Origin of the sequence: Planktothricoides sp. SR001 (assembly GCF_001276715.1) — a bacterium.
In the GTDB taxonomy this organism is placed as follows: domain Bacteria; phylum Cyanobacteriota; class Cyanobacteriia; order Cyanobacteriales; family Laspinemataceae; genus Planktothricoides; species Planktothricoides raciborskii.
The window spans coordinates 1-22,483 of the sequence record NZ_LIUQ01000036.1 but is presented as its reverse complement, the minus strand read 5'-3'; the positions used below and the strand labels follow the sequence as shown (position 1 = coordinate 22,483).

At 44.8% G+C, this 22,483-nt stretch carries 18 protein-coding genes and 1 tRNA gene; 7 read left to right on the top strand and 12 right to left on the bottom strand.

Annotated elements, in window-relative coordinates:
- Positions 1-4: 4 nt before the first annotated feature.
- The 5 genes from AM228_RS19215 to AM228_RS19200 all read right to left on the bottom strand — a co-directional run bounded on the left by AM228_RS19215 (position 5) and on the right by AM228_RS19200 (position 6,781).
- The gene (locus tag AM228_RS19215) at positions 5-2,011 is read right to left on the bottom strand and encodes a ribonuclease catalytic domain-containing protein (RefSeq protein ID WP_054468245.1); all 2,007 of its coding nucleotides are present in this window, start codon (positions 2,009-2,011) and stop codon (positions 5-7) included.
- A 102-nt stretch (positions 2,012-2,113) separates the two neighbouring features.
- On the bottom strand, positions 2,114-2,329 hold the full coding sequence (gene rpsR / locus AM228_RS19210) for a 30S ribosomal protein S18 (RefSeq protein WP_054468243.1): 216 nt from the start codon (positions 2,327-2,329) through the stop codon (positions 2,114-2,116).
- A gap of 131 nt (positions 2,330-2,460) precedes the next feature.
- Positions 2,461-2,649: a 50S ribosomal protein L33 gene (rpmG, locus tag AM228_RS29930; RefSeq protein WP_072160851.1), complete on the bottom strand. Its 189-nt coding sequence runs from the start codon at positions 2,647-2,649 to the stop codon at positions 2,461-2,463.
- Between the two features lie 452 nt (positions 2,650-3,101).
- Positions 3,102-5,000, bottom strand: coding sequence for a TonB family protein (locus AM228_RS19205; protein ID WP_054468240.1), 1,899 nt, complete (start codon positions 4,998-5,000; stop codon positions 3,102-3,104).
- 278 nt (positions 5,001-5,278) lie between these two features.
- Positions 5,279-6,781, bottom strand: a complete 1,503-nt coding sequence (locus AM228_RS19200; RefSeq protein WP_369817777.1) for a site-2 protease family protein — start codon at positions 6,779-6,781, stop codon at positions 5,279-5,281.
- A gap of 54 nt (positions 6,782-6,835) precedes the next feature.
- Here AM228_RS19200 and AM228_RS19195 point away from each other — a divergent pair, with 54 nt between their 5' ends.
- The 3 genes from AM228_RS19195 (at position 6,836) to AM228_RS19185 (ending at position 9,076) form a co-directional block, all read left to right on the top strand.
- Positions 6,836-7,519 carry an MBL fold metallo-hydrolase gene (locus AM228_RS19195; protein WP_054468235.1) on the top strand — a complete coding sequence of 228 codons (684 nt, stop codon included), beginning with the start codon at positions 6,836-6,838 and terminating at the stop codon, positions 7,517-7,519.
- Positions 7,520-7,807: 288 nt separating this feature from the next.
- Complete coding sequence (locus tag AM228_RS19190) at positions 7,808-8,272, top strand: hypothetical protein (protein ID WP_054468232.1); 465 nt, start codon at positions 7,808-7,810, stop codon at positions 8,270-8,272.
- 318 nt (positions 8,273-8,590) lie between these two features.
- Entirely contained in the window at positions 8,591-9,076 is a 486-nt protein-coding gene (locus tag AM228_RS19185; RefSeq protein ID WP_054468230.1) for a hypothetical protein, read from the top strand.
- Positions 9,077-9,122: 46 nt separating this feature from the next.
- Here the strand turns inward: AM228_RS19185 and AM228_RS19180 are convergent, their stop codons facing one another.
- From AM228_RS19180 to AM228_RS19160, 5 genes are all read right to left on the bottom strand, one after another.
- Entirely contained in the window at positions 9,123-9,800 is a 678-nt protein-coding gene (locus tag AM228_RS19180) for an SDR family oxidoreductase (protein ID WP_054468228.1), read from the bottom strand.
- A 103-nt stretch (positions 9,801-9,903) separates the two neighbouring features.
- Positions 9,904-10,143 carry a 2Fe-2S iron-sulfur cluster-binding protein gene (locus tag AM228_RS19175; RefSeq protein WP_054468226.1) on the bottom strand — a complete coding sequence of 80 codons (240 nt, stop codon included), beginning with the start codon at positions 10,141-10,143 and terminating at the stop codon, positions 9,904-9,906.
- Positions 10,144-10,406: 263 nt separating this feature from the next.
- Positions 10,407-11,894, bottom strand: a complete 1,488-nt coding sequence (gene cobQ, locus AM228_RS19170) for a cobyric acid synthase CobQ (RefSeq protein WP_054468224.1) — start codon at positions 11,892-11,894, stop codon at positions 10,407-10,409.
- Between the two features lie 71 nt (positions 11,895-11,965).
- Positions 11,966-12,373, bottom strand: coding sequence for an Npun_F0494 family protein (locus AM228_RS19165; RefSeq protein WP_054468222.1), 408 nt, complete (start codon positions 12,371-12,373; stop codon positions 11,966-11,968).
- A gap of 337 nt (positions 12,374-12,710) precedes the next feature.
- Entirely contained in the window at positions 12,711-14,153 is a 1,443-nt protein-coding gene (locus AM228_RS19160; RefSeq protein WP_054468221.1) for a pyridoxal-dependent decarboxylase, read from the bottom strand.
- Positions 14,154-14,510: 357 nt separating this feature from the next.
- Between AM228_RS19160 and AM228_RS19155 the strand changes: the two genes are divergently transcribed.
- The 4 genes from AM228_RS19155 (at position 14,511) to cheB (ending at position 20,114) form a co-directional block, all read left to right on the top strand.
- Positions 14,511-15,287 carry a serine protease gene (locus AM228_RS19155; RefSeq protein WP_054468218.1) on the top strand — a complete coding sequence of 259 codons (777 nt, stop codon included), beginning with the start codon at positions 14,511-14,513 and terminating at the stop codon, positions 15,285-15,287.
- 92 nt (positions 15,288-15,379) lie between these two features.
- On the top strand, positions 15,380-17,002 hold the full coding sequence (locus AM228_RS19150; RefSeq protein WP_082348951.1) for a serine protease: 1,623 nt from the start codon (positions 15,380-15,382) through the stop codon (positions 17,000-17,002).
- Between the two features lie 154 nt (positions 17,003-17,156).
- Positions 17,157-18,371, top strand: coding sequence for a serine protease (locus AM228_RS19145; protein WP_231636869.1), 1,215 nt, complete (start codon positions 17,157-17,159; stop codon positions 18,369-18,371).
- A gap of 474 nt (positions 18,372-18,845) precedes the next feature.
- A complete protein-coding gene (gene cheB / locus AM228_RS19135) occupies positions 18,846-20,114 on the top strand; it encodes a chemotaxis-specific protein-glutamate methyltransferase CheB (protein ID WP_054468210.1) in 1,269 nt (422 codons plus the stop codon).
- 296 nt (positions 20,115-20,410) lie between these two features.
- On the opposite strand, the gene AM228_RS19130 is transcribed toward cheB, so the two are convergent.
- Both AM228_RS19130 and AM228_RS33065 read right to left on the bottom strand, forming a co-directional pair.
- The gene (locus AM228_RS19130) at positions 20,411-20,800 is read right to left on the bottom strand and encodes an AbrB family transcriptional regulator (protein ID WP_054468208.1); all 390 of its coding nucleotides are present in this window, start codon (positions 20,798-20,800) and stop codon (positions 20,411-20,413) included.
- Positions 20,801-21,947: 1,147 nt separating this feature from the next.
- A tRNA-Ser gene (locus AM228_RS33065) sits at positions 21,948-22,028 on the bottom strand.
- Between the last annotated feature and the right edge of the window lie 455 nt (positions 22,029-22,483).

The following is a 22,483-nucleotide window of genomic DNA, read 5'->3' as shown; positions in this document are numbered from 1 at the left end:
CAAGCTAAATGGTAGAATAAATCTTTTCTTGCAAATGAATTTGATCTCGTCGGGGGTCAGAATAACTGACTTGCACATCGAGGCGATCGCCCAACTCAAAAGGACGGGGGAAACGCCATGCCAACTCCAAGCCCAACTCCTCCAACAAAATCAAACCCAAATTATCTTCTTCCTTCAACCAACGCAGCACCAAAGCCTGCCAAACCTCACCGGAATTGCGCCGCAGATATTCCAAAGCCCAATAGCGATTAGTCTGACGTTCCACCAAACTAGCTTCTTTGGCGGTACTGGTGACACTCATCAGCATTTCCTGAAGTTCTTGCGCTGAAAAAGGCAGCGTATCGCCGCGCAGATGGGCTTTAATCTGGAAATGAGCCAACAAATCGCTATAGCGGCGAATCGGTGATGTCACCTGGGTGTAAGCATCTAAAGCTAAACTCGCATGACGGGCGGGATTTGTCCCCATTTCACTGCGGGGCATACAGCGACGGATAGCACAAGAACGCACCGGACCCGGTTCTAATAAAATTAACTCTTCTTCCGGGGGCAGTTCTGGCTGCATTTGCGCCCGGAAAGGTAGGGGAATATTGTTAGTTTGACCGTAGCTTCCGCCAACTTCCCCAGCCAGAATCATCATTTCCGAGACCAACTTGCGGGACATCGAGTCTTCTAAGACATTGATATAAATCTGGTCATCTTTAACTTTAATCACCGCTTCGGGCATAGAAATGCTGATTGCCCCTTGGGAAGTTCGCCATGCTTGTCGGATGTTTGCCCATTTCGCCAAAGTTGCTAACTCTGCTTCCGCACTGATAGCCAAATGCAGCATCTCATCCACATCTTCATAAGTGAGGCGATAGGTAGGTTGGATGAGACTGGGATGAATCGTATATTCCGCGATCGCGCCATCGGGTTCCAGAATAATCGCAAAACTTAGGGCTGGACAAATTTTGCCTTGGATCAAACTCATCGGCCCCGTCGCCAACTCCGCCGGAAACATCGGCACCATTCCCGTGGGCAAATACACCGTGGTGCTGCGTCGTCTGGCCTCCAGATCCAACTCATCTCCTGGAGACATTAATCGCGTCGGGTCAGCAATATGCACCCATAGACGTTCCCGACCATCCTCCAGATATTCCACACTTAAGCCATCATCAATTTCTTGGGTACTTTCATCGTCGATGGTATAGACCTTCATCTGGGTCAGGTCTAAGCGATTGTTTTCGTCAGGATCAGCCGGGGGAGAAATCAAACAACGATGCGCCACTTCCAGCACCTTGGTAGAAAAATTTATGGGGATTTGAGTTCGTCGCAAAAATAAATTTTCATGTTCAGTCCACAATCCTAAGTCTACTAAAAGATCAAAAGCCCCTTCCGGGGTCTCAGGACGTTGCAAGACCGCTAAGATTTCTTTCGCATTCATCCGTTCTTTGGCTTCTTCGCCAAAGACGGCGTATTTTTCGATCGCCTCAATGCGAATGCGATCGCTATTAGACCATTCCACTGGCTCACCGGCCAAACTTTGAGAAACTCGGGACAAAAATTCTGTCCAATCCCGCTGTCGAGTTTCTTCCACCTCTTTTTGATGTTTCAGTTCAGCCACCTGAGAAGCGGGACGAGGTTCATAGCGATCGCCTTTTTGCTTAAAAAACAGCTTATCTTGAGACAACAAAGAATAAGCTGCATAACACTGAGCCGGAGTCTGGTCAGAAAACAGAAGTAAGGCCATTTCTGCGGGAGAAACTGCCTCGGAATCTTCTACCAAAATTTCCCATGCTACTTCCACACTATCTGGATCGATTAGTGGTTCTACCTCTTTTCGGAAGTTAGCCAGATCAGACGGTTTATAGCCGTCCTTAGCAATTTCATAACTTACTTGCTGAGGACGGATACTTTGGGATTGACCGAATTCGTCAATCACAATCCAGTTTTTTTTGCCATCTGGACGTTCGGCGACGGCGAGTCTACGTTCTGCGTGAACGCGATATTCGATCAGTGTTCCCTTTTCCACAATCCACTAACTTTCGTCACAAAGTGTTTTTTTTCCAGACTAACTTGGTTGAGCAGGCTTCTGCACGGAGTCCCAGACCCTCAGCCAACCATCATTCTCAGCTTAACCTTCTTGATTAACAAAAGGTAACAAAGCTAAGATTCTGGCTCGCTTAATTGCTACAGTCAGTTCTTTTTGTTGTTTGGCCGTCAGCCCAGTAATCCGACGGGGCAGGATTTTGCCTCGTTCGGTGACAAACTTCCGCAGCAGTTCTACATCTTTGTAGTCTATGGGGTCTTTGGGATTAATGGGGGAAACTCGGCGACGAAAATAACTCATAGTTTTCTTTTCTTTAATTGATCAATGAATTTTTCTCTTTCTCCAGATGGGTTTTACCCGGAGGAATCATCTGTAATGACCTGCCGGATAGACCATAAAGCCTTGGAAAACCCAGGGAGTCCTAACCAGCTTTACTTGATTTCTTTGTGAACAGTATGTTTGTTACAGTGAGGGCAGAACTTTTTCAGTTCCATCCGGGCCGAGTTATTCCGACGATTCTTTTGCGTGGTATAGCGAGACACTCCGGGAGAGCGCTTAGTCGGATTTGTGCGACATTCTGTACATTCCAACGTCACTACAATACGAACACCTTTAGCCATTTTTCTATATAATCCGCAACCGGGAGATAATTAGACACAGAGGTTGATTATATCACATCATCTTCCCGGAATGGCTAAAAATTTAGTCAAATTTCCATTGTATCTTAATGTAAACAGGACTGACGTATCATTCATCAAGGTTTTACCGTAATAACTGTTATTTTTTATTCGTTATTTGCTATTCTTTATTTGTTATTTGTTGACTGTTCCCTCTCCCCGTCGCTCCTCCCTTGCTCCCTGATTAAGGGGGGAGCAAGGGGGAATTCTTTTTCCCTGTTCCCTCTTCCCTGTCCGGCCTCCCAATAACCAATAACCAATAACCAATAACCAATAACCAATAACCAATAACCCCCCCAACCCCAATTCAAAGGGGGGGCAAAGAATCCCTACCCAAAGAATCCCTACCCAAAGAATCCCTACCCAAAGAATCCCTACCCAACAACTAATAATGATTAATTGTCAATCGTCGGCACTGGCACTGGAGCATAGAACTCCTGTAAATTCCCATTACGGGGTTCGGTTTCCAAGGTTAAAGAAGCCGGAGATTGAGGGGTGGCATTTCCGGTGGCATTTCCGGTGGCATTTCCGGTGGCATTTCCGGTGGCATTTCCGGTGGCATTTCCGGTGGCATTTCCGGTGGCTTGTGGAGAGGAGGTTGCCGGAGTGGGCGATCGCTCCTCTTGGGGCTGTAATGCCTCAGTCGGTGGAGACTGAGTTGCACCTTGATCCGTTGTGGCGCCGCTGGTGACAGCAGGATTACTATTTTCTGCAGGTTCGGCTTCTGGGTTGACCGTTTGAGGACTTTGGGGCTGATTGGCTGCATCACCCTCTGGTTTCTCTGGTTGGGCGATCGCGCAAGTTTCCGCACTGTAGCTAAACTCAAAAGGATATTGATAAGCGGTAGGGTGATCCTGGGCAGGAAAATCATTGGACTCCACATACTGTAAAGCCGCATCATCCAAAATATCCGAGCCACTGCTATGCAAAATTTTCGGTGACTTAATAATGTCACCGTCAGGATTCACCACAGTCCCGACCACCGCCCTGCCTTCCAACTTCTGACCACAAGCCGCTAAGGGATAATTATCGGCGATCGCGCTCGGAGTTTTGGCCGCCACATCCGGCAACTCCTGGCGTAATTGCATAAACCAGGTATAAAACTCTTCCCCACCCGCTAACATCGCTTCTTCCATAGCGGACAAAGACCCTCCTTGTTGCTGAAGGCGCTGTTGTTCCTTTAGCTGTTGGTGATATGCCAACATCTGTTGCTGATGATGAGTCAACGGCTGCGGTGGAGTGGGTTGAGCGGATTCAGGTTTTGGCGACTCGGGCTGTGCATTGGCGGTTATTGCAGCGGATTGACCATCTCGGAAGGCTTGCCGGAGTTTTTCCTTATAGGCTAAAACTGCGGCATTTTCAGCCGGTGAAGGCTCCTGCCCTGGGTTTTGACTGGTTTGTTCTCTGGGTGGTAGTACCAAGTTGGGATTAACTGGCTGTTGAGTATCCAACAAAGGTTGGGATCCGCCCACTTGTAGACCAGGGGTTAGCCCACCGGGTAAAGGAGAATTTTGCGGATTCGGCGAATTCATCACCAGTTCTTGAGGATCGATCAAGGGAGGTGCCAGGTTTTGACCCTGGGGGGGAATCACTTGAGTGGGGGGGAAACTGGGATTAAACCCTTCAAACTGTGGGGCAAACTGTGGGGCTGGAGGCAGTTCCGGGGGAGCATCTGGCAACGCCGGAATGGTATAAACCTGCTGGGGAACTTGACTGAATAAATCAGACTGATTATTGTACGGTGCCACTGGGGGCGGTGGGGGTAATTGACTGAGTAACTCTTCCAAGGGCGATCGCACCGCAACTCGCTCTTGAGTGGCAGGGGTCTGGTTTAAGCCCCGATTATTCTTTAACGGTGAGGAACTATTTTTCTTTGGCGGTTCAGAAGCGATCGCCGGAGGTGTCGGCGGCCAGTTTTCCAAATTGGGTATAGTCGCCACAGATTCACCATTATAAAGAGAAGAACCTTCGGGCAATGTCCAAGGTTGCAGCGGTTCTTTCAGAGGGGGTAACGCTGGCAAACCAGAAAGAGGGGCGCCAGGAGAGGGCGGCACCAAGGTATCGAATTTCATCGCCGCCATATCTGGTTGAGAAAACTCTGGCAAAATACCCAGTTGTTCCGGGGTGAGTTCCACCAGTTGCACTGGGGAAATTTCTTTTTGTTTTGACAGGATTGGCACATACTCCAAACCGACGCCAAAAAGTCCGTGGATCCCCACAGAGGCGACCAGGGCTACCCCTGTCGGCTGACGAAAGACTGTTAAAAAGTTGGTTAAGGGTAGGGCGTAAGACATAGCAAAGGATCTCACCTCGGTTTTTTGGTTATTGCACAGATTGATATTTACTCCCCACTTATCTTAGCGTTGAATGCCAAATTGAGCGGTAGGGAGCAAAGGGCCGCCAATCGAGCGGAGGGGCAGGGCGCAACCCTTGTCTGGCGAAGCATTCGCGTCATGGGTTGTTGGTTTTTAGCTAAGAGTTACTTACGCGAATGCTGTCGCCCCTACGCCGCGAATGCTGTCGTCCGGGCGATTCTCGAATCGCCCCTACAGGCCCCTATTTGGACTAATCACTACATCGGCAAGAAAATTTTCGGGGCGGGGATGATAATGATGACTAAAATTAATAGGGCAATTAAGCCTAAGATATCTCGTTTGTTATCTAATTCTGTGACATCATTCAGGGCTGGACTATCAATGACCGGAATTAGGAATAAATATATTGCCCAAATTAATAATTCTGGTTTGGCGATCGCCAGGATAAAAAACAAAAAACGAGTAATTTGTCCAATGGTGATGGCCATTTTTTGCCCAAACATGGCATGGACAATATGACCCCCATCCAGAGAACCTACGGGCATCAAATTAAAGGCAGTGAGAATTAAACCAATGTAACCGGAGACGGCGACAGGATGTAAATCAATTCCTTGATTCACTCCCAGGGGAGAAGGTAAGCTAATTTTACTCAGTATGGTCAACAACAAGGAAAAGCTAGGATTTAAAGCATCAATAGATAATAGAGTAGCTTCTGAGGGCAAGGGGACGACTGTGGAATGAGCCATTCCCCACATTAAAATCGGTATTGTCACCAAAAAACTACAGATTGGTCCAACAATGCTGACATCAAATAAGATTTTTCGGTTGGGCATGGGTTGGCGAATTTGCATGAAAGCCCCAAAGGTGCCAATAAATTCCGGGAAGGGAATAAAATAAGGGAGGGTGACCTGGATTTGATAAAAAGTCGCTGTGAGAAAATGAGCATATTCGTGGCTGCCGATAATTAGCATCAGCGTTAGACTATAGGGCAATCCTTCCAGTAATAAGTTGGGATTAGATTGTAAGCTCGTTTGCTCAATTCCAACCATTTTAATCGCACCAACTAAAGTGGTGGTAAAGAGGGTGACGAGGGCTAAGGCGATCGCCAGTCCGGGTTTGTTCAATGATTGGAGTTGTTCGCCAGAATTTGGCATTAGCAATGATGGATCGTCGGTTTGGCTGTTGGTTTGGCTTGCCGGGGCTTTTGGGGAAATTCTTTGCGGATTTGGCACCAGAACAAATAAAGGTTTGCCATTAAAATCTTCTTGGAAAATCACCAAAAAGCGATCGCCAAATTTAGCCTCGATATTTTGCTTAATTTTTGCATAAGCCACATCAGATTTAGCCCGCAACTGTCCTCGACAGATCGCCGCTTGTAAACGATAATCAATTTTATGCAAGGGATACATCGTCCAAGGAAAACAATCCCGCAGCATTTTTTCTTCTTCCAGGGTCAGGGCTCTGATCTCAGAAGGGTTTGTCGCTGTTTCAGGATTATTTGAATCAGAAACTTCTAGGTTTGTTTCTGGGTTCACGGAAGATTTTGGTGGCGGTGACGGCACATCCTGCCGCCCCCATTGCACCAAAAACCAGTAGAGAAAGAAGCAAACCACAAACGGGCCAAACACCAAGGTCGGTGGCATTGACTGATTTTGATCGTGGAACGCATACCAGGCGATCCACACAAAAGCGGGCGTCATCAGCACCAGCCATAAAATCCACACAGGGGTGCGGGTTAATGTCGTAACTCGCTGCCGCAAAATGATATAGGTGATTAACCCAAGTATTAGTATTAGTAACCAGGAAACCATGCTATGCCTAAAGAACCACGGGCTGTGCTCGATGCCATTTTTGCCTTTCCGCCAAATCGGGAGACTTTAGGCGGCACAGCCTACTTTATTGTAGGAAAAAATGCTAATTTCTTAATCGATTGTCCGCTCTGGAATGAAGTCACCCAAGAATTTATCCAAGCATCAGGGGGCGTAAAGTCTTTGCTGATCACCCATCGCGAGGCTATTGGCAAAGCTAAAGAAATTCAGGAATTTACTCAGTGCGAGATTGTGATTCACGAACAAATTGCTTATTTGTTGCCAAATTTATCCCTGACTTGCTTTGCTGAGGAGTTGACGATTCCGGTAGGCGATTCCCTGGGCGAAATCGCACCTACTTTGACCTTGATCTGGACTCCTGGCCATTGTCCGGGTTCCACTTGTGTCTATTATGCGGCTCACGGTGGGGTGCTGTTTACAGGCCGTCATCTCCTGCCCAACCAACAAGGGGAACCGATGCCGTTGCGAGTTTTCAAGACTTTTCATTGGCAGCGTCAACTGCGATCGCTTCAAAATCTGCAACAACGATTTACCTCAGATCGGTTAACTTATTTATGTCCCGGTGCGAATACGGGATTTCTCCGAGGACAAGGGACGATTGATCGAGCAGGCGATCGCTTATCCCGTCTAGATATCACTGCCTTATCAGCGGTGTCCCCGATGCTGTAACTATCTGTTATTTGTTATTTGTTATTTATTATTTGTTGTTGGGTAGGGATTCTTTGGTTGTTTTCACCCAATAACGAATAATAAATAACGAATAACTCTTGACCGTTGACGATTATAGCACTTTGCGGAGTTATGAAGTACAAAAAAAACCTGTCATTCCCGCGCAGGCGGGAATCTTTGAAAACCTCTGTACTTCATCCAATAAAAACCGCTATAAATGTCCGGCGTGTTGATAAAATGCAACTAATATTAGTCAACAGTCACCCACCAAAATTCAAGAATAATTATATGACTATTCCCCAGAATTATCCCAATGCTCCTGATGTTTCCGCTGAGGACTATCTTGTGGTCGGTTTGGCGACTTGTTTTGTGAGAAATGATGGCGAAATCATTGAAGTGAAAGTGATTGAACCAATTCCTTCAGCGGCATTAGAAGCGATTATGAAGGGAGTTCCCACCTCATATTTGATGGCTTGTGCCACCACCTTGGGCAACTTATTAGATGGGGAAGTGGTGAAAATGCCCGCTGATTTTCCGCCGGATACCCAAATTAGTGAGGATTTCACCACACGAGCGATCGCGGCTGTGCGGACTTATCGCCGCCGACCGGAAGCCACTGCTTTCATTCCCGTGGGCAGCACTTATCAGAAATTTAACTATTCTCTGGAACGGAAACGAGTGCTGAATGCGGAAAATATTGTCAGCACTGAAGATAATGTGAAACAACACGCTTATACCCATCAAGTGCTGTAATTTTTATCTTTAACTTTTCTGATTCAGCTATTAGTATTTTTGGAAAAATAAGCTGATATTTTTGGTTATTTTGTCATTTTTATGGTTTAATTAATATGACAAAATAACCTATTTTGATGCTTTTTAAATTTTGTTCAAGAGTGGAGAAAAATTATTTCTGTTGGGGATATGACCTGGGAGAAAACCGAGAAAAGCATTTTACGAAAAAGGGAAATTGCCAGACTCAACAAAATTTTACGCAATCCGAGATGACAGGCGATCGCCTCATGGGTAATAATAAGGACTGTTCATCATGGAGTGAGTTAGGTAAAACAGAGCGTGAACCAGGATTTAAAGTTTAATGACCGGGAAAAGATAGAATCGGTGAAAGCTGGCATGATCGCGGCGTTATGCTTACTGGTCGTATTTGCGATCGCCACATGGGGAAATCATTGGCTTCTGGCTCAACCATCAGCAAGTTTGGTGACGTTGCCATTGGTGAATTTGTCACAAGTGAAAGCGGCGCTCGCTTCTGCCGCAGGAGTTGCCATCAGTGGTTTTCTCTTTGGCATGACCTACCGTTATGTGATTCGAGACGATCGCAATCCGCATTTAAAATCTGGGGCAGTGTTGGCGTTTGGATTAGTGCGAGCGATCCCCCAAGTAGAACCCGCCATTTCCCAACTAATTGGGCATATTCCTAACTTGGCAGAAATTTGGCCATTTGCCCTCATAGGGTTAGAAAGTTTAATCTTATTTGCGGCGGCTAGAATTGTCTTAGATTGGGCGATCGCTCGCCAGTGGGTCAAACCTTTTAACTCATAACTTTTTTTCTCACTTTGCTCGGCCAAAATTACCTGCCCAAACAATTTTAGACATTAAATACCTCAAATTCTTGGGGGACAAACTGCATATTTTGGTCAATAGCTGACAAAACTTTATTATTCGCCGTTTCAGAATTCAAGCAGGCACAAACCAACTGAGCGACATCGGCGCGGTGAATCATCCCACAAACTTGAGGATTTTCAGTTAAAACGGCGTTTCCTGTTGCCGGTTCAGATTTTAACCCACCGGGACGAATAATAGTATAAGTTAGGCCACTATTGATTAAATATTCCTCAGCTTTTTCTTTTTCAATTAAAACTTTTTCCAGGGTGGCTAACGCTTGGGGCGATAACGCTCCTTTGCTATTTCCTGTACCAATGGAAGACACCAAAATAAATTTCTTGATCCCAGCGTTCACCGCTGCATCAATTAAATTTTTATTGCCCAGATAATCGGGTCTTTCCCCTTGCTGGGGCAACCCCCCAATGGTACTAATTACGGCGGCGAAAGCTTTTCCTTGCATGGCTGATGCCAGGGAAGCGGGATCCAAGGCATCCCCGATGGCTACTTGAATGCCCATTGCTTCTAATTCTGCTTGGGTATCAGGCGATCGCAGCAGCGCCACCACAGGTTTTTGTTCTTTGCTCAGGCATTGAGCGACTTCTCGACCTACTCCGCGAGAAGCCCCCGCCAAAAAAATTACAGTTGGTTCTTGAGTATCCACGGTTGTTCAGTTAGTGAATGTGATAGTGAATGTGATTTCTAGTTATTTTTTCATAAATTACATAAATTTACATAAATTTACATAAATTTACATAATTTATCTCTCACCAGGCTGAATCCACATAAAGATTAATAGTCACGGTTTCTTTTCCGGGAGTTACTGCACTAATACAAGCACAAATCGTCTCACCGTCATCGAGTTCCACTTCACACGCATGACAAGAACCCATCAAACAGCCGGTCGGAATGTCTACCCCAGCCCTTTTCGCTACCTCCAGCAAGGGTTCGCCCACTTCCGCGTTCACGGTGACATCATCGGGTAAAAAGTTAACTTTTACAGTCATAATTGTTAATAACAAAGTAGGTTTAATTAGACAAGAAATAGAATAAAATCAATCTAACGCCAAAGTAAGGCCAAAGTAACGCCAAAGTAATTGAGCCAACCTAGTCAATGGCCAAAATTTACATCATTCCATTTGCTGGCGGTTATCAGTCATGGAAAAAAATAATCTTCAGGAATTAATCTGAAGGTAACCTAAGAGAAAAGTCAAAGTCAAAGTCAAAGTCAAAGTCAAAGTCAAAGTCAAAGATAAACCAGAGATTTGGTTTAGAGCGATCGCGATTCCAGCAAATCTAAAATCGGGGTCAGATTTAGATTTGACTCAATTATATCGGCCAAATTATTAAACAAAGTTTCTCGTTGTTCTCGATAATTGGGAATTCCCGTGGGTAAAGTTTGCAAACCTCTAGGATAGCGCAGCCGATTTAACCAAGCCCGACGCCAAGGACTATTGTCAAAAATGCCGTGCAGATAGGTTCCCCAGACCGATTGCTCCAAATTCGTCACCCCTAAACTGGGATCGTCAAAAAGCTGATAGATATCTTCATTATTGGTAATTTTACTCCGACCATGATGAATTTCATATCCCATAATTGGCAAACCCATTTGCGGATAATTAGAAACGACTTGGCGTTGGCGGGAAACTTTATGGTAGGTGAGAAATGTCTTTAACGGTAATAAGTTTAGACCGTCAAATCGGCCTGCTTGTCCTTCAATGCCTTCCGGGTCGGCGACTAATTCTCCCAGCATTTGAAATCCGCCACAAATTCCCAAGACGGTGCCTCCTGTGGCTACATAGTTTTGGATTTCTTCCGCCATGCCGCTTTTTTGTAATGTTAATAAATCGGGAATGGTGGTTTTTGAACCGGGAATAATCACCGCATCTGGATGACCTAAAGGTTGACCGGGCTGAATATATTTAACTTTAACTGTAGGTTCCGCTTCTAAGGGGTCAAAATCGGTAAAGTTAGAAATTCTCGGCAGCAAAATCACCGCAATCGTTAGGTCGGTATGGTTTTTTTCGTTGCGGCGTTCTAATAAACTTAAAGAGTCTTCCGCAGGGAATAATTGATTTAGCCAAGGAATCACCCCTAAAACGGGAATTCCCGTGTATTCTTCTAGCCAGTCAATTCCAGATTGTAACAGGGATAGCTGTCCGCGAAATTTATTAATCACTACCCCTTTAATTAAAGCCCGTTCTTCCGGTTCCAGGAGTTGCAACGTCCCGACTACATGGGCAAACGACCCGCCGCGATCGATGTCAACCACCAAAATTGTGGGGGCATTTAAATAAGTGGCAATCCGCATATTAGTTAAATCGCGGTGTTTGAGGTTAATCTCCGCCGGACTGCCAGCCCCTTCACAGACTAAAACATCAAAGTTGTTGCCCAAGACTTTGAGGGAGTCTTTGATCGCTTCCCACCCTGGATTAAAAAATTTTTCATAATATTCGCTGGCTCCAACGGTGCCAACGGCTTTGCCATTAAGAATCACCTGAGAGGTCATGTCACCCTGGGGCTTTAATAAAATTGGGTTCATTTGTACCGCTGGGGTGACTCCCGCTGCCCACGCTTGTACCGCTTGGGCATAACCAATTTCGCCCCCAGTGGGAGTGACATAAGAGTTGAGGGCCATGTTTTGCCCTTTAAACGGACTGACTCGCCAACCCCGTCGGGAAAAAGCCCGACAAAGCCCCGTGGCAAGCATGGATTTTCCCGCGTGGGAAGTGGTTCCGACTACTAAGATTGCTTTCATTGATACTCGATCGAGTCTAAAAAATAACTAGGCGCCAATTCAGGCAATGCTTGAGGACTTACCGATCAGGGTTATACCGGCAGTGTCAACCACCGATTTACGGCATTTTTCACGCGATCGCACCCGGTCGCTGGGGGTAAACTACCCGCTGGCTGCCATTTTTCCACCAGTTGACGCCCCAAGGGAGTTAAGCGAAAACTATCGGTGATTCCCTGACCATCGACTTCACGGCGGAGTAAACCCACTTGGATTAGCCATAGTAGATGATTTTCCGCAATGATTTCAGAAATGGGCGACTGTGTATATCCATTTTTTACCCCAACTTCATCAGCGATCGCTTTTAACTCCACCCTAGTGGTTTGCATGGTTGCCAGCAACTTCAGTTGAAACGGGGAACAACGGATCGCCCGTTCCGCCCGTTCTATGGTCTGAACAGGATAAGAAATCGTTTGGTTTTGCTTTGATTCAACAGCAGTCATTTCAATTTCCCAGGGTATGAACGTCATTGATATCTCAAATATTGATATCTCAATTCTCAATGGTGACATAGCCGGGAAGCAATTAGCTAAATTCTTAAATTTAATATTGTTGGTTATTTGTTGTTGGTTATTTGTTGTTGGTTATTTGTTGTTGGTTATTTGTTGTTGGTTATTTGTTGTTGGGTAGGGATTCTTTTGTTGGTTGCTTGATGCGATCGCTAAATCACCAACAATCCCCCCAAATCCCCTTCCAAGGGGAGCAAAGAATCCCTACCCAATAACTAATAAGAAATAATTAATAAATAACAACAAATGATTAATAACAAATAACTAATAACTACTCTGCCGCTGCCTGAATCAACTGCCAAGCTTTCTGCACATGGTTTCTATTAGTTTGCGCCTGACCAATGGACATTCGCAAAGTAAATCGATCGTCTAACTTGGTATGACTGAGATAAATTTCCCCCGATTGATTCAGTTTTTCCAGAATCTTCTGATTCACCGCATCGCCCCCTTGATGACGAAAACAAACCAAATTCAAGGGCACCGGCGCCGCTAATTCAAACCGGGAATCATCCTGTACCCACTGGGCAAATTCTTGGGCAAGTCCGATATGTTTGCGGACATAAAATTGCAATCCTTCGATGCCATAATGCCGAATCACAAACCAAAGTTTCAGGGAGCGAAATCGGCGACCTAAAGGAATATGCCAATCCCGATAATCAAACACCGCCCCAGATGCCGTAGCCTGATTTTTTAGATATTCCGGTAATACGCTCAAAGTGCGGATTAAAATACTCCGATCTGCCACATAAAAACAGTCGCAATCAAAGTTAACCAACATCCATTTATGGGGATTAAAGCAATAGCTATCAGCCAACTCTAAACCATCATGGATAAATCGATATTCTGCACAGAGGGCGGCGGTGCCACTCATGGCCGCATCGATATGCAACCACAGCCCATATTTTTGGCAAATTTCCCCGATTTTCCGCACCGGATCGATCGCCTGGGAAGAAGTTGTGCCAATAGTGGCTGTGACAAAACAAGGGGTTAGTCCGGCTTGAATATCGGCTTCGATTTGTTCGGCTAAAATATCCGCTTGCATGGCATAATTTTCGGCCACGGAAATCAAGCGTAAATTTTCTACTCCTAACCCGGCGATTTTCACCGCTTTCTCTACGGATGAATGGGCTTGAGTTGAAGTATAGGCAATCAGTTTATGTGCTGAATTTTGCTCTAAACCTTGGCGGTTACTATCAAAATCTGTCGCCCGTTCTCGTGCGGCCAATAATGCACATAAAGTCGCACTGGAGGCAGTGTCTTGAATGACTCCGCCACCGCTACTTGAGGATTTAAATTGTGGCGGCAAATCCAGCATTTCTACCAACCAGTCAAGGATCAGGGTTTCCAATTCGGTGCAAGCGGGACTGGTTGCCCACAGCATTCCCTGCACCCCTAGTCCAGCGGACAATAGTTCTGCCAAAATTGACGGGGCGGAGTTGTTGGATGGGAAAAAGGCGAAAAAGTTGGGGGACTGCCAGTGAGTTAGTCCGGGGATGAGGATTTCCTGCACATCCTGCAAAATTTGCGCGAAAGATTCCCCGGTTTCTGGGGGGTGGGGCGGCAGTTGGGCGCGAATTTCACCGGGAGAAACTTGAGATAATACCGGGAATTTCTCAATGTTTTGCTGATATTCCGCGATCGCATCTACCACCGCATATCCCCAACGGCGGAACTCTTCTGGACTCATATGATAGCTGTTTTGTTCTTCGAGCATTCCCTGTATTCCCTCCTCCCACAGCAGCGGTTTTTTTCACATCACCGCCGAGATAATTTTTTGACAATCCGGCTCTGACAATATAGCCCGGATTTTTGATTTTCATTATTTTACCAGTGAATTGCCATATTACAGGTTTATTAAAAAATTCTATAATTTTTCCGGGATGTAATCCCCAGAAGAGAAGAAATCAGCTAAAATAATTACAGCAGGAATTACCGCAGGAATTACCGCAGGAATAGAAACAGATAGAAAAATTGTCTCCGCTGGTTTCCCTGATGACTTTCCTGATTAATTCCCCGAACGATTCCCCGAACGATTCCCCGATAAATTCCCCGATAAATTCCCCGATGAAATATGAACAGACGAATTAAAACCATCGCCCTGGGAATTAGCTTGATGCTTTGCTTAATTTTCCTAGCGGATATGCGGCATTTTTCTATTGCTAGAGAAAACCTGTCCTCCCCGGAGCGGAACCCAGCCATCGTCAGTGCGATCGCGCATCAATTAACCGTGCGATTGATCGGCGATTATGCAGCGGGTTCTGGGGTGATTATTGGTCATCAGGGTTCAACCTATCAGGTTTTAACCTGCGATCATGTGATTGCCTTAGATCCCAGGGCAGTTTTTCAAGTGCTAACCTCCGATGGGGCAGGGTATTCAGCAGTGAGAAGCGATCGCTTTTATTTTGGGGATTTAGATTTAGCCGTGGTTGAATTTACCAGCGATCGACCCTATCCCGTCGCCACTCTTTCTCCTGACCAAAACTTATCCTTAATGGAGCCGATTTATGTGGCTGGTTTTCCCAATTCCCAACAAAACTTAGATAAATTAGAAAGTACCCTAGACTTAGGAATTCAGCCTTATTTTATCAGCAGTGGAGTAATTTCATTACTACTGAATCAACCCCTAGAACAAGGATATCAAATAGGCATCACCAATGAAGTTTATATCGGCATGAGTGGCGGGCCAGTTTTTAATCAAGAAGGGAAACTAATGGGGATTATTGGTAGGACTAAATATGCCTTTGGAGGGGTTGATGCTTATCGATTTGCTGATGGCAGTAAACCATCTCCAAGACTTTTTGAACAAATGCGATCGGCAAGTTGGGCAATTCCGATTAAAAAAATTTAGTTGTTAGTTGTTGCTTGTTGCTTGTTGGTTGTTGGTTGTTGGGTAGGGATTCTTTGGTTGTTGGTTGGGAAAGTGAAAAGTCGTAGGGGCGAATGGCCATTCGCCCGTACAAGTTAAAAGTTATGCATAAGTATCACTATTCACTATTCACTATTCACTATTCACTATTCACTATTCACTCTCTCCTCTGCTCCTGTGCTCCTCGGTCGGTGAGCGAAGCCTGTCCTGAGCGCAGCCGAAGGGCCGAACCGCCGCTCCCTACACCCTACACCCTACACCCTGTTGTTATTGCTTATTGGCTCTTCCGACCATCAGATTTTATGAGAAAAAAAGGAGGTTTTATGACTCATGCAGACAAAAGAGAAATAGATAAAATCAAGTGGCTGCAAAAACTTGGCACTATTTCTCTCGTGATACTTACTTTGGGGAGTTTGGGGGCGGATGCGATGCCCAAAAAACTCAATCAGGCGGAAATTAATTCTTTAGCCAAGCAAACCACCGTTTTAATTGCCCCACAGCTTCAACCCCAAGAATTAGAAGATTTATTAGCCAAAAAACCGGGGAAAACTTGGACTTTTGGATCGGGAGTGATTGTGGCGAAAGAAGGGCAAACTTATTATGTTTTGACCGTAGCCCATAATTTTGCCCAAGAACAGGTAGAAAAAAATTTGCCTTATGGCATTTTGACGAGCGATCGCCAAGTTCATGTGGTGCAGTCAATTAACGATGGACAGAATTGCACGAATAATTTTCAGGTGGATAATCGATTAGGAACCACAGCGCTGTTAAGATTTGGTTGTTATCAAAGCAAACGAAAAGTGAATGGGTATGATTTAGCCATTGTTACTTTTGAAAGTTCGCTAAACTATGCGATCGCACCCATTGGGGCAACCAAAGAACTCACCACTGGAGAATTATTGTATGTTTCCGGTTGGCCAAATATTGAAGTAGAAGCGAAATTAAATAATGATGGCAGTCCCCAATTAGATGCCCAAGGGCGAATTATTTGTCAAGACCCTTCACCCCGACGACAAAGACAACTTACCTGGAGTCCTTTGCAAGCTTTAATATCAGCTTCGTCAGCCCAAAATGGCTATAGTCTTTATTATATCGATCGCACTCGACCGGGAATGAGTGGTGGCCCTGTTTTTAACGAGTTTGGTCAAGTAGTGGGGATTCATGGACGGGGTTCAGAAAATAAACTCGTATGCGGTCAAGTTTATCAACCACCGACTAAGCAAAGGTCAAACTCTGGGATGAGTAAAAATGATGGAATTTTTGATCCCGATGGGAATTGGGATAACCCCAACCCAGACAACTCAGAAAATAATGGTTCCCCGGATGCCAATCAACAAAATTCTACCCCAAATAATCAGGGCGATCGACCATCATCTCAGCAGTCTAACCCGCCCACAAATCCTGCTAACTCTAATAATCTCCAAGCCTTCTATAGTAGCGCACAAAACATAGACTATGCTCGTCAGTTGATCGTCCAAGCTGGAGTCAGGCTTTCTTTGAATTTAGCATCCCCTTCTGTGGAGTTAATTCAGGCTGGGATTAGCGAAATTCCCCTTAATCGTAGCACTCTAGAAAGTGAGGGCAGTTTTGAAGATCCCAATGATGTGATTTCTAATATTTACAAAACTTTCTCCTTTGATATTCAAAATATGCTGAGAGACAAGCCCTCAGATGGCGGCGGAATTTTACTGGAATAATTCGATCATACTTAAGCATATTTTTTTGATTAATTAAAATCAAAAATAGCCCAGAAATTCATTAAAATATTACCGATAAGTGCCTATGTGGAGCAAACATATATGCTTTCCGTCTATTATTAGCGTTATTATTAGCGTCTTTTTAAACAGTGTATTGGCTACGCCAATCCGGGCAGAATTTTCCCTAGAAGAAATTAATTCTATTGCCCGACAAACTACCGTACTGATTGCCCCAGCACTCACCCCAACCTTACGGGAAGATTTAGAAAATAATCGCAATAATCCTTTAAATAAAGAAGGTTTTTGGAATCCTGGGTCTGGGGTGATTATCGCCAAAGAAGGGAAAAAATACTATGTTTTAACGGTCGCCCATAATTTTTTTCAAAGACATTTAGATACGGCAAAATATTGGCAAGATTCTCAGGGAAAACCCTACTACGGCATCCGCACTTGGGATGGACAAGTCCACGTGGTGCAGGAAGTGAATGATGGCAGAAATTGTCCCCTCCAAGGACAACCGGATCGGCAACATATTTTAATTAGATTTGGTTGTCGCGATCGCTTTATTCCGGGGACAGATATGGTCGATCGCACTTTAGGAGCAGATCAAGTCAAAGGCATTGATATTGCCCTGATTGTTTTTGAAAGCGATCGCGATTATCCCGTTGCCACATTAGGAGATGCCAGTCAAATCAACTCAGGGGATACTGTCTATATTTCTGGTTGGCCCGATCCCGAAAAAGAACGAGATCCCGCCACAAATCAATGTCGGGGTCGGCAGGCAAGGCGACAACGGCGGTTAGCTTGGGGGCCAGTCACCGGCAAAGTCAATCCCGATCCCACAAATTTAGGATATAGTATCTTTTACCTCGATAATACTAGGGTGGGAATGAGTGGCGGGCCAGTGTTCGATCGCCAAGGCCGAGTCATTGGCAGTCACGGACAAGGCAGCTTACTCAAAGAAAGATGTGGGGGCAGTCCCAATATTGAGTCTGCTCCAAATTCCGGTTCTCCATTGGAGTCGGAAAATAATTCGCCGTCTCAGGGAAATTTCCAGCAATTTAATCAACTAATTCAGCAGTTTAGTAGTGGCCAAAATATTAATTTTTTTCTCAATTTAATGGCGCAATCTGGCTTAAATTTACCCTTTAAACAAGAGTTGCCCTCGGAGAAAATGATTCAAACGGGAATAACTCCTCTAGAGCAAATTGCCCAGAGTAGTGGCATCTTGGAATTTGATCCCGGACAAGATGCGTTTGCGGATCCCCAAGATGTGGTGGAAGATGTCTATAAACTTTATTCTTTTACCCTAGAATCGATGCTGCGAGATGAACCGTCTGGAGGGCCGGGGAGTATTTTGTTGGATTAATTAGACCATGCAAGGCTTTCATTCGTGCAAAGCCGTTCGCGGTCGATCGCCGGTTTAGGGGGATCGATCCGTCCTGTTTGCCGTCTTCGCTATTATAAGATCGGTGAATTTTCCCAGATTTTTCCAGGATACCACGGGCTAAGTTTAGGGTTTAGCCTTGGTCGGGAATTTGGCAAGTTTTAGCCATCAACCTCATAAGGTGGCTGGGAAAAAGCACAATTACGGGAACAGTTTTGCCCAAAAAATCAGCCTATTTGTCAAAAATAATCGCTGCGCTCCCATCAACCCCCCTTTAACAATGGGAATTAACCAGGAAAATTTTCTCCCTGACCACTCTATTGCGCGATCGGCGAAAAAGCCGATGACTCATCGAGAAAAACTCAAATTTCGTTTTATAATTTTATGAAGATGCTGTTTAACAAAAATTTTTAAGTAAAAAAGTAAAAAATCAGCCTCAATGGACCCAAGAAGACCATGAACAAAAAGCCGATTCGAGTTCTGCTGGTAGAGGACTCACCCGTCGCCATCATTATCCTCAAACGTATTTTAAATTCCTCTCCAGATATCGAGGTGGTAGGAACTGCTCGAACCGGCGTTGAGGGATTAAAAATGATTCCCTTGGTTCAACCCCACGTGATTTGCACCGACTTGCATATGCCCCAGATGAATGGGTTGGAATTCACCGAACAAGTGATGTCCAATTGTCCTAAACCAATTCTGGTGATTAGTGCTTCAGTCCAACCGGAAAATAAAGAAAATGTTTTTGAATTGCTGGCGGCGGGTGCGATCGATGTATTTCCCAAGCCTCGCGCTGGCATTAATGCCGATTATGAATCCATCAAACAAGAGTTAATTACTAAAGTCCGAGTTTTGTCTGGGGTGTCAGTTTTTACTTTACGTCGCAAGCGCAATATTAGTCCCATTCAAACCCCCGCGACTCCAGTCAAACCTGTGCCAATTTCTACCGAGAATAAATCTTTTTCTCCCGAAAATAAATCTTTCCTGCCAAAGTTAATCACAACTGTCAACCCGACTGTCACCCCGACTGTCACCCCGACTGTCACCCCGACCGTCACCCCGACCGTCACCCCCACTGCCACCCCGACCAGACCAAAACAAATCTCTGTCACTCCATCGTCAAAAGATGATCGGTCTACATTTCTCACCCAACGTTACCGGATTGTGACGATTGGTGCTTCTACGGGGGGGCCGCAGGCGTTACAAACGATCCTCGGTCAGTTGCCCGCGAAATTTCCCGTGCCCGTGGTTTGTGTTCAGCATATTAGTCAAGGTTTTTTACAGGGATTAGTTGATTGGTTAGGAAGAGAATGTCATCTGCCGGTCAAAATTGCTCCTTTTGGAGAAGTTCCCCAACCGGGACATATTTATTTTTCCCCAGAAGGCAAACATTTGGAATTGGATCAATGTGGTCGATTTATTTATTCTTCAACGGAACCTTATTCTGGTCATCGTCCTTCGGTGACGGTGACGTTTAACTCCTTTGCTAAATATTATGGTCGTTCTACGGTAGGGGTTTTGTTAACCGGAATGGGTCGAGATGGGGCGGATGGAATGCTGACGATCGCCCAAGCCGGTGGGTTGACCATTGCCCAAAATGAGGAAAGTTGTGTGGTCTTTGGGATGCCAAAGGAGGCGATCGCTCTCGGTGCCGCCACCCATATTTTACCCGTGAAAGACATTTCCCCCCTGTTGGTGAATCGCTTATTTTTTAATTACTTCTAAGTTCATTTCGCCATTTTTCCGACTTTGGCTTCTGAAAATAAAATACCTGAGCGATCATGGCTGAGGGAACAATGGTGAATTCTGACCGATCCAACAGGTGGGAATCAAATCAGGGGCGATGCCCATGTTCAGGGGGCGATCGTGTCAGAATTCAAATCTCAGCGATGAGCCTCTCAGGTTAAGGTAAGCTTTGGTTGAGCGATCGGTTTTTTCCGCAAAAGTTCCTGTAAAATTCGCTGAATCCCAAAGCTTCTGTCAAGACCAGCAGTGGTGAAAACCCTTGGAAAAATTAAGCTCTAAGCAATTTCTTCTAGGTCTTCTACTTGTTTCAAGTGAATATGCTTACGTCCCACAGTAATTTCAAACACATCACCGGGTTTTAGACCCATTTGTTTGGTGTAAGCAGAGCCAATCAGCAAGTTACCGTTTGACTGAACAGTAATACGATAGCTGGCTTTCCGTCCACCTCGACCATTTTCTGATTGCTGACTGTCAATATTGATGCCTTCTGCATCGATTAATGCGTTCAGGAACTTCATCATATTGACTCTTTCGAGTCCGTTTTTGGTGACTGTGTAGTAACCACAAGCCTTGGCCTTTTCTTCTTTGCTCATGTTGGCCAGCTTTTTAACTTGCTCGACCAGTGCTTTGCCAGTTAAAGGAGTTGCTTGTTGATCTGCACTCATGAATCAATATCCTTAGATGATTAAGCTGATAAAAAGTCTAACATTGATTTGTTTAATTCGTATATTTTTTTTGAAAATTTTCTTGATTAAGGTCAAAGATCGCCCTTGGTAACGACCTTGAATGGCACAAGTAATCGGTATAAATAGAATCTTTAACCCCTAAATCCCATCAATGACTGTAACTGGAACCCTTTCTGTTCCATGACATTCCCCAGGGAAGTACCCCTGGGAAAAAGAAAGTAAAGATAACCTTCGCTCCTTTACCGGGCTTAAAAAAATTAATCTAATTTAGTCCTTGGTTGTTGGGTAGGGATTCTTTGGGTAGGGATTCTTTGGGTAGGGATTCTTTGGTTGTTGGTCAGTAGGGGGGAAAAATATGCACGCCCTGATAAAACTTTACAAAAGCTGATAGCTTATAGCTGATAGCTGATAGCCGGTCGTAAGGTTCTTGGTCATAAGTCCTTTTTTTAACTTTTTATATTTATATTTTACCAGTTATATGTTATTTGTTATTTGCTATTCTTTCTTAAAACTTAATTATTGGTTATATGTTACTTGTTATTTGCTATATATGGCTGAGGGTTTTTTCTCGGTTGATGTTCCTGATTGTCAGTAATCCCTGAAAATCGATCGCGCATCGATGACAACCCCGTACAGACCAAAACCAAAAAATAACCAATACAAAAATAACATATAACATATAACTGTTATTTTACAAAAGACCATAAATAGCCAGCAATAAATAGCTAACAATAGGTTGCTGACAACAGATAATTAATAGTTTATATTTTCAGGTCGATTCGATCTGGCTCCTATGTACAAGATACCTGTGTAAAAGAGAGGCGATCGCGCAATTAATCTACAAACCCAGATTTATTGATTGGTTAATTTACTTGTAACCACGGGTCTGTCCATCGTTCCTTAAATTTTGGTTATGTTGGCTGGGTTCATGTTAATGGCTTACAGAAATTGATGCGATTGAAGCAGAGTTTGGTTAAATGTGCTTTGGTTAAATGTGCGATCGTCGGGCATCGACTCATTAGCAGAAAACAAATTTTTGGGGACATTAAAATCTAGATTAATTCTCAAAAATAAATAGGGTGGGCAAAATTTTTCCCACCCTACTCACAATTGAATACATTTGAAAAGAAGATGGAGAAATCGAACCCCTACAGTTTCCCATACTCCTGTTTTCAAGACAGGTTGCCGACCATTCAGCAGCATCTTCCATGAATCAAACCAGTGGGAATAACAGGAATCGTAGACGCTTTCGCGGCTTCTCGCAGAGTACCACCGCATCCGACGTTCGTAGCGTCAGTGCTAAATCCCGGCTTCAGAGGGAAAAAAATATAATAATGGAGAGGACGGGAGTCGAACCCGCATCGATCGCCGACAACTTTCAGGAAACGCGCTTCCTTACTACCCGTAGGCAGATGGGAACTGCCCCCACCTCGGACTATTAATTCCTTTCAGTGCCTCCGCAACCTGTTGCCCGTTTACGGTTTCAGGGAACGTCGCCAAGCAACTTTTGACCTTACTCAATAAACCCGATCGTCTTTTTAGGAGCCGCTTCTCAAGTTTTTACGGTGCCTTGCCAATTTAGGCCACCTCCCATTAGGGGTCGATGGGGGAATCACTTCCCCCACCTCCCATTCAGAACCCAGCGTGCCACTTTCACGGCAC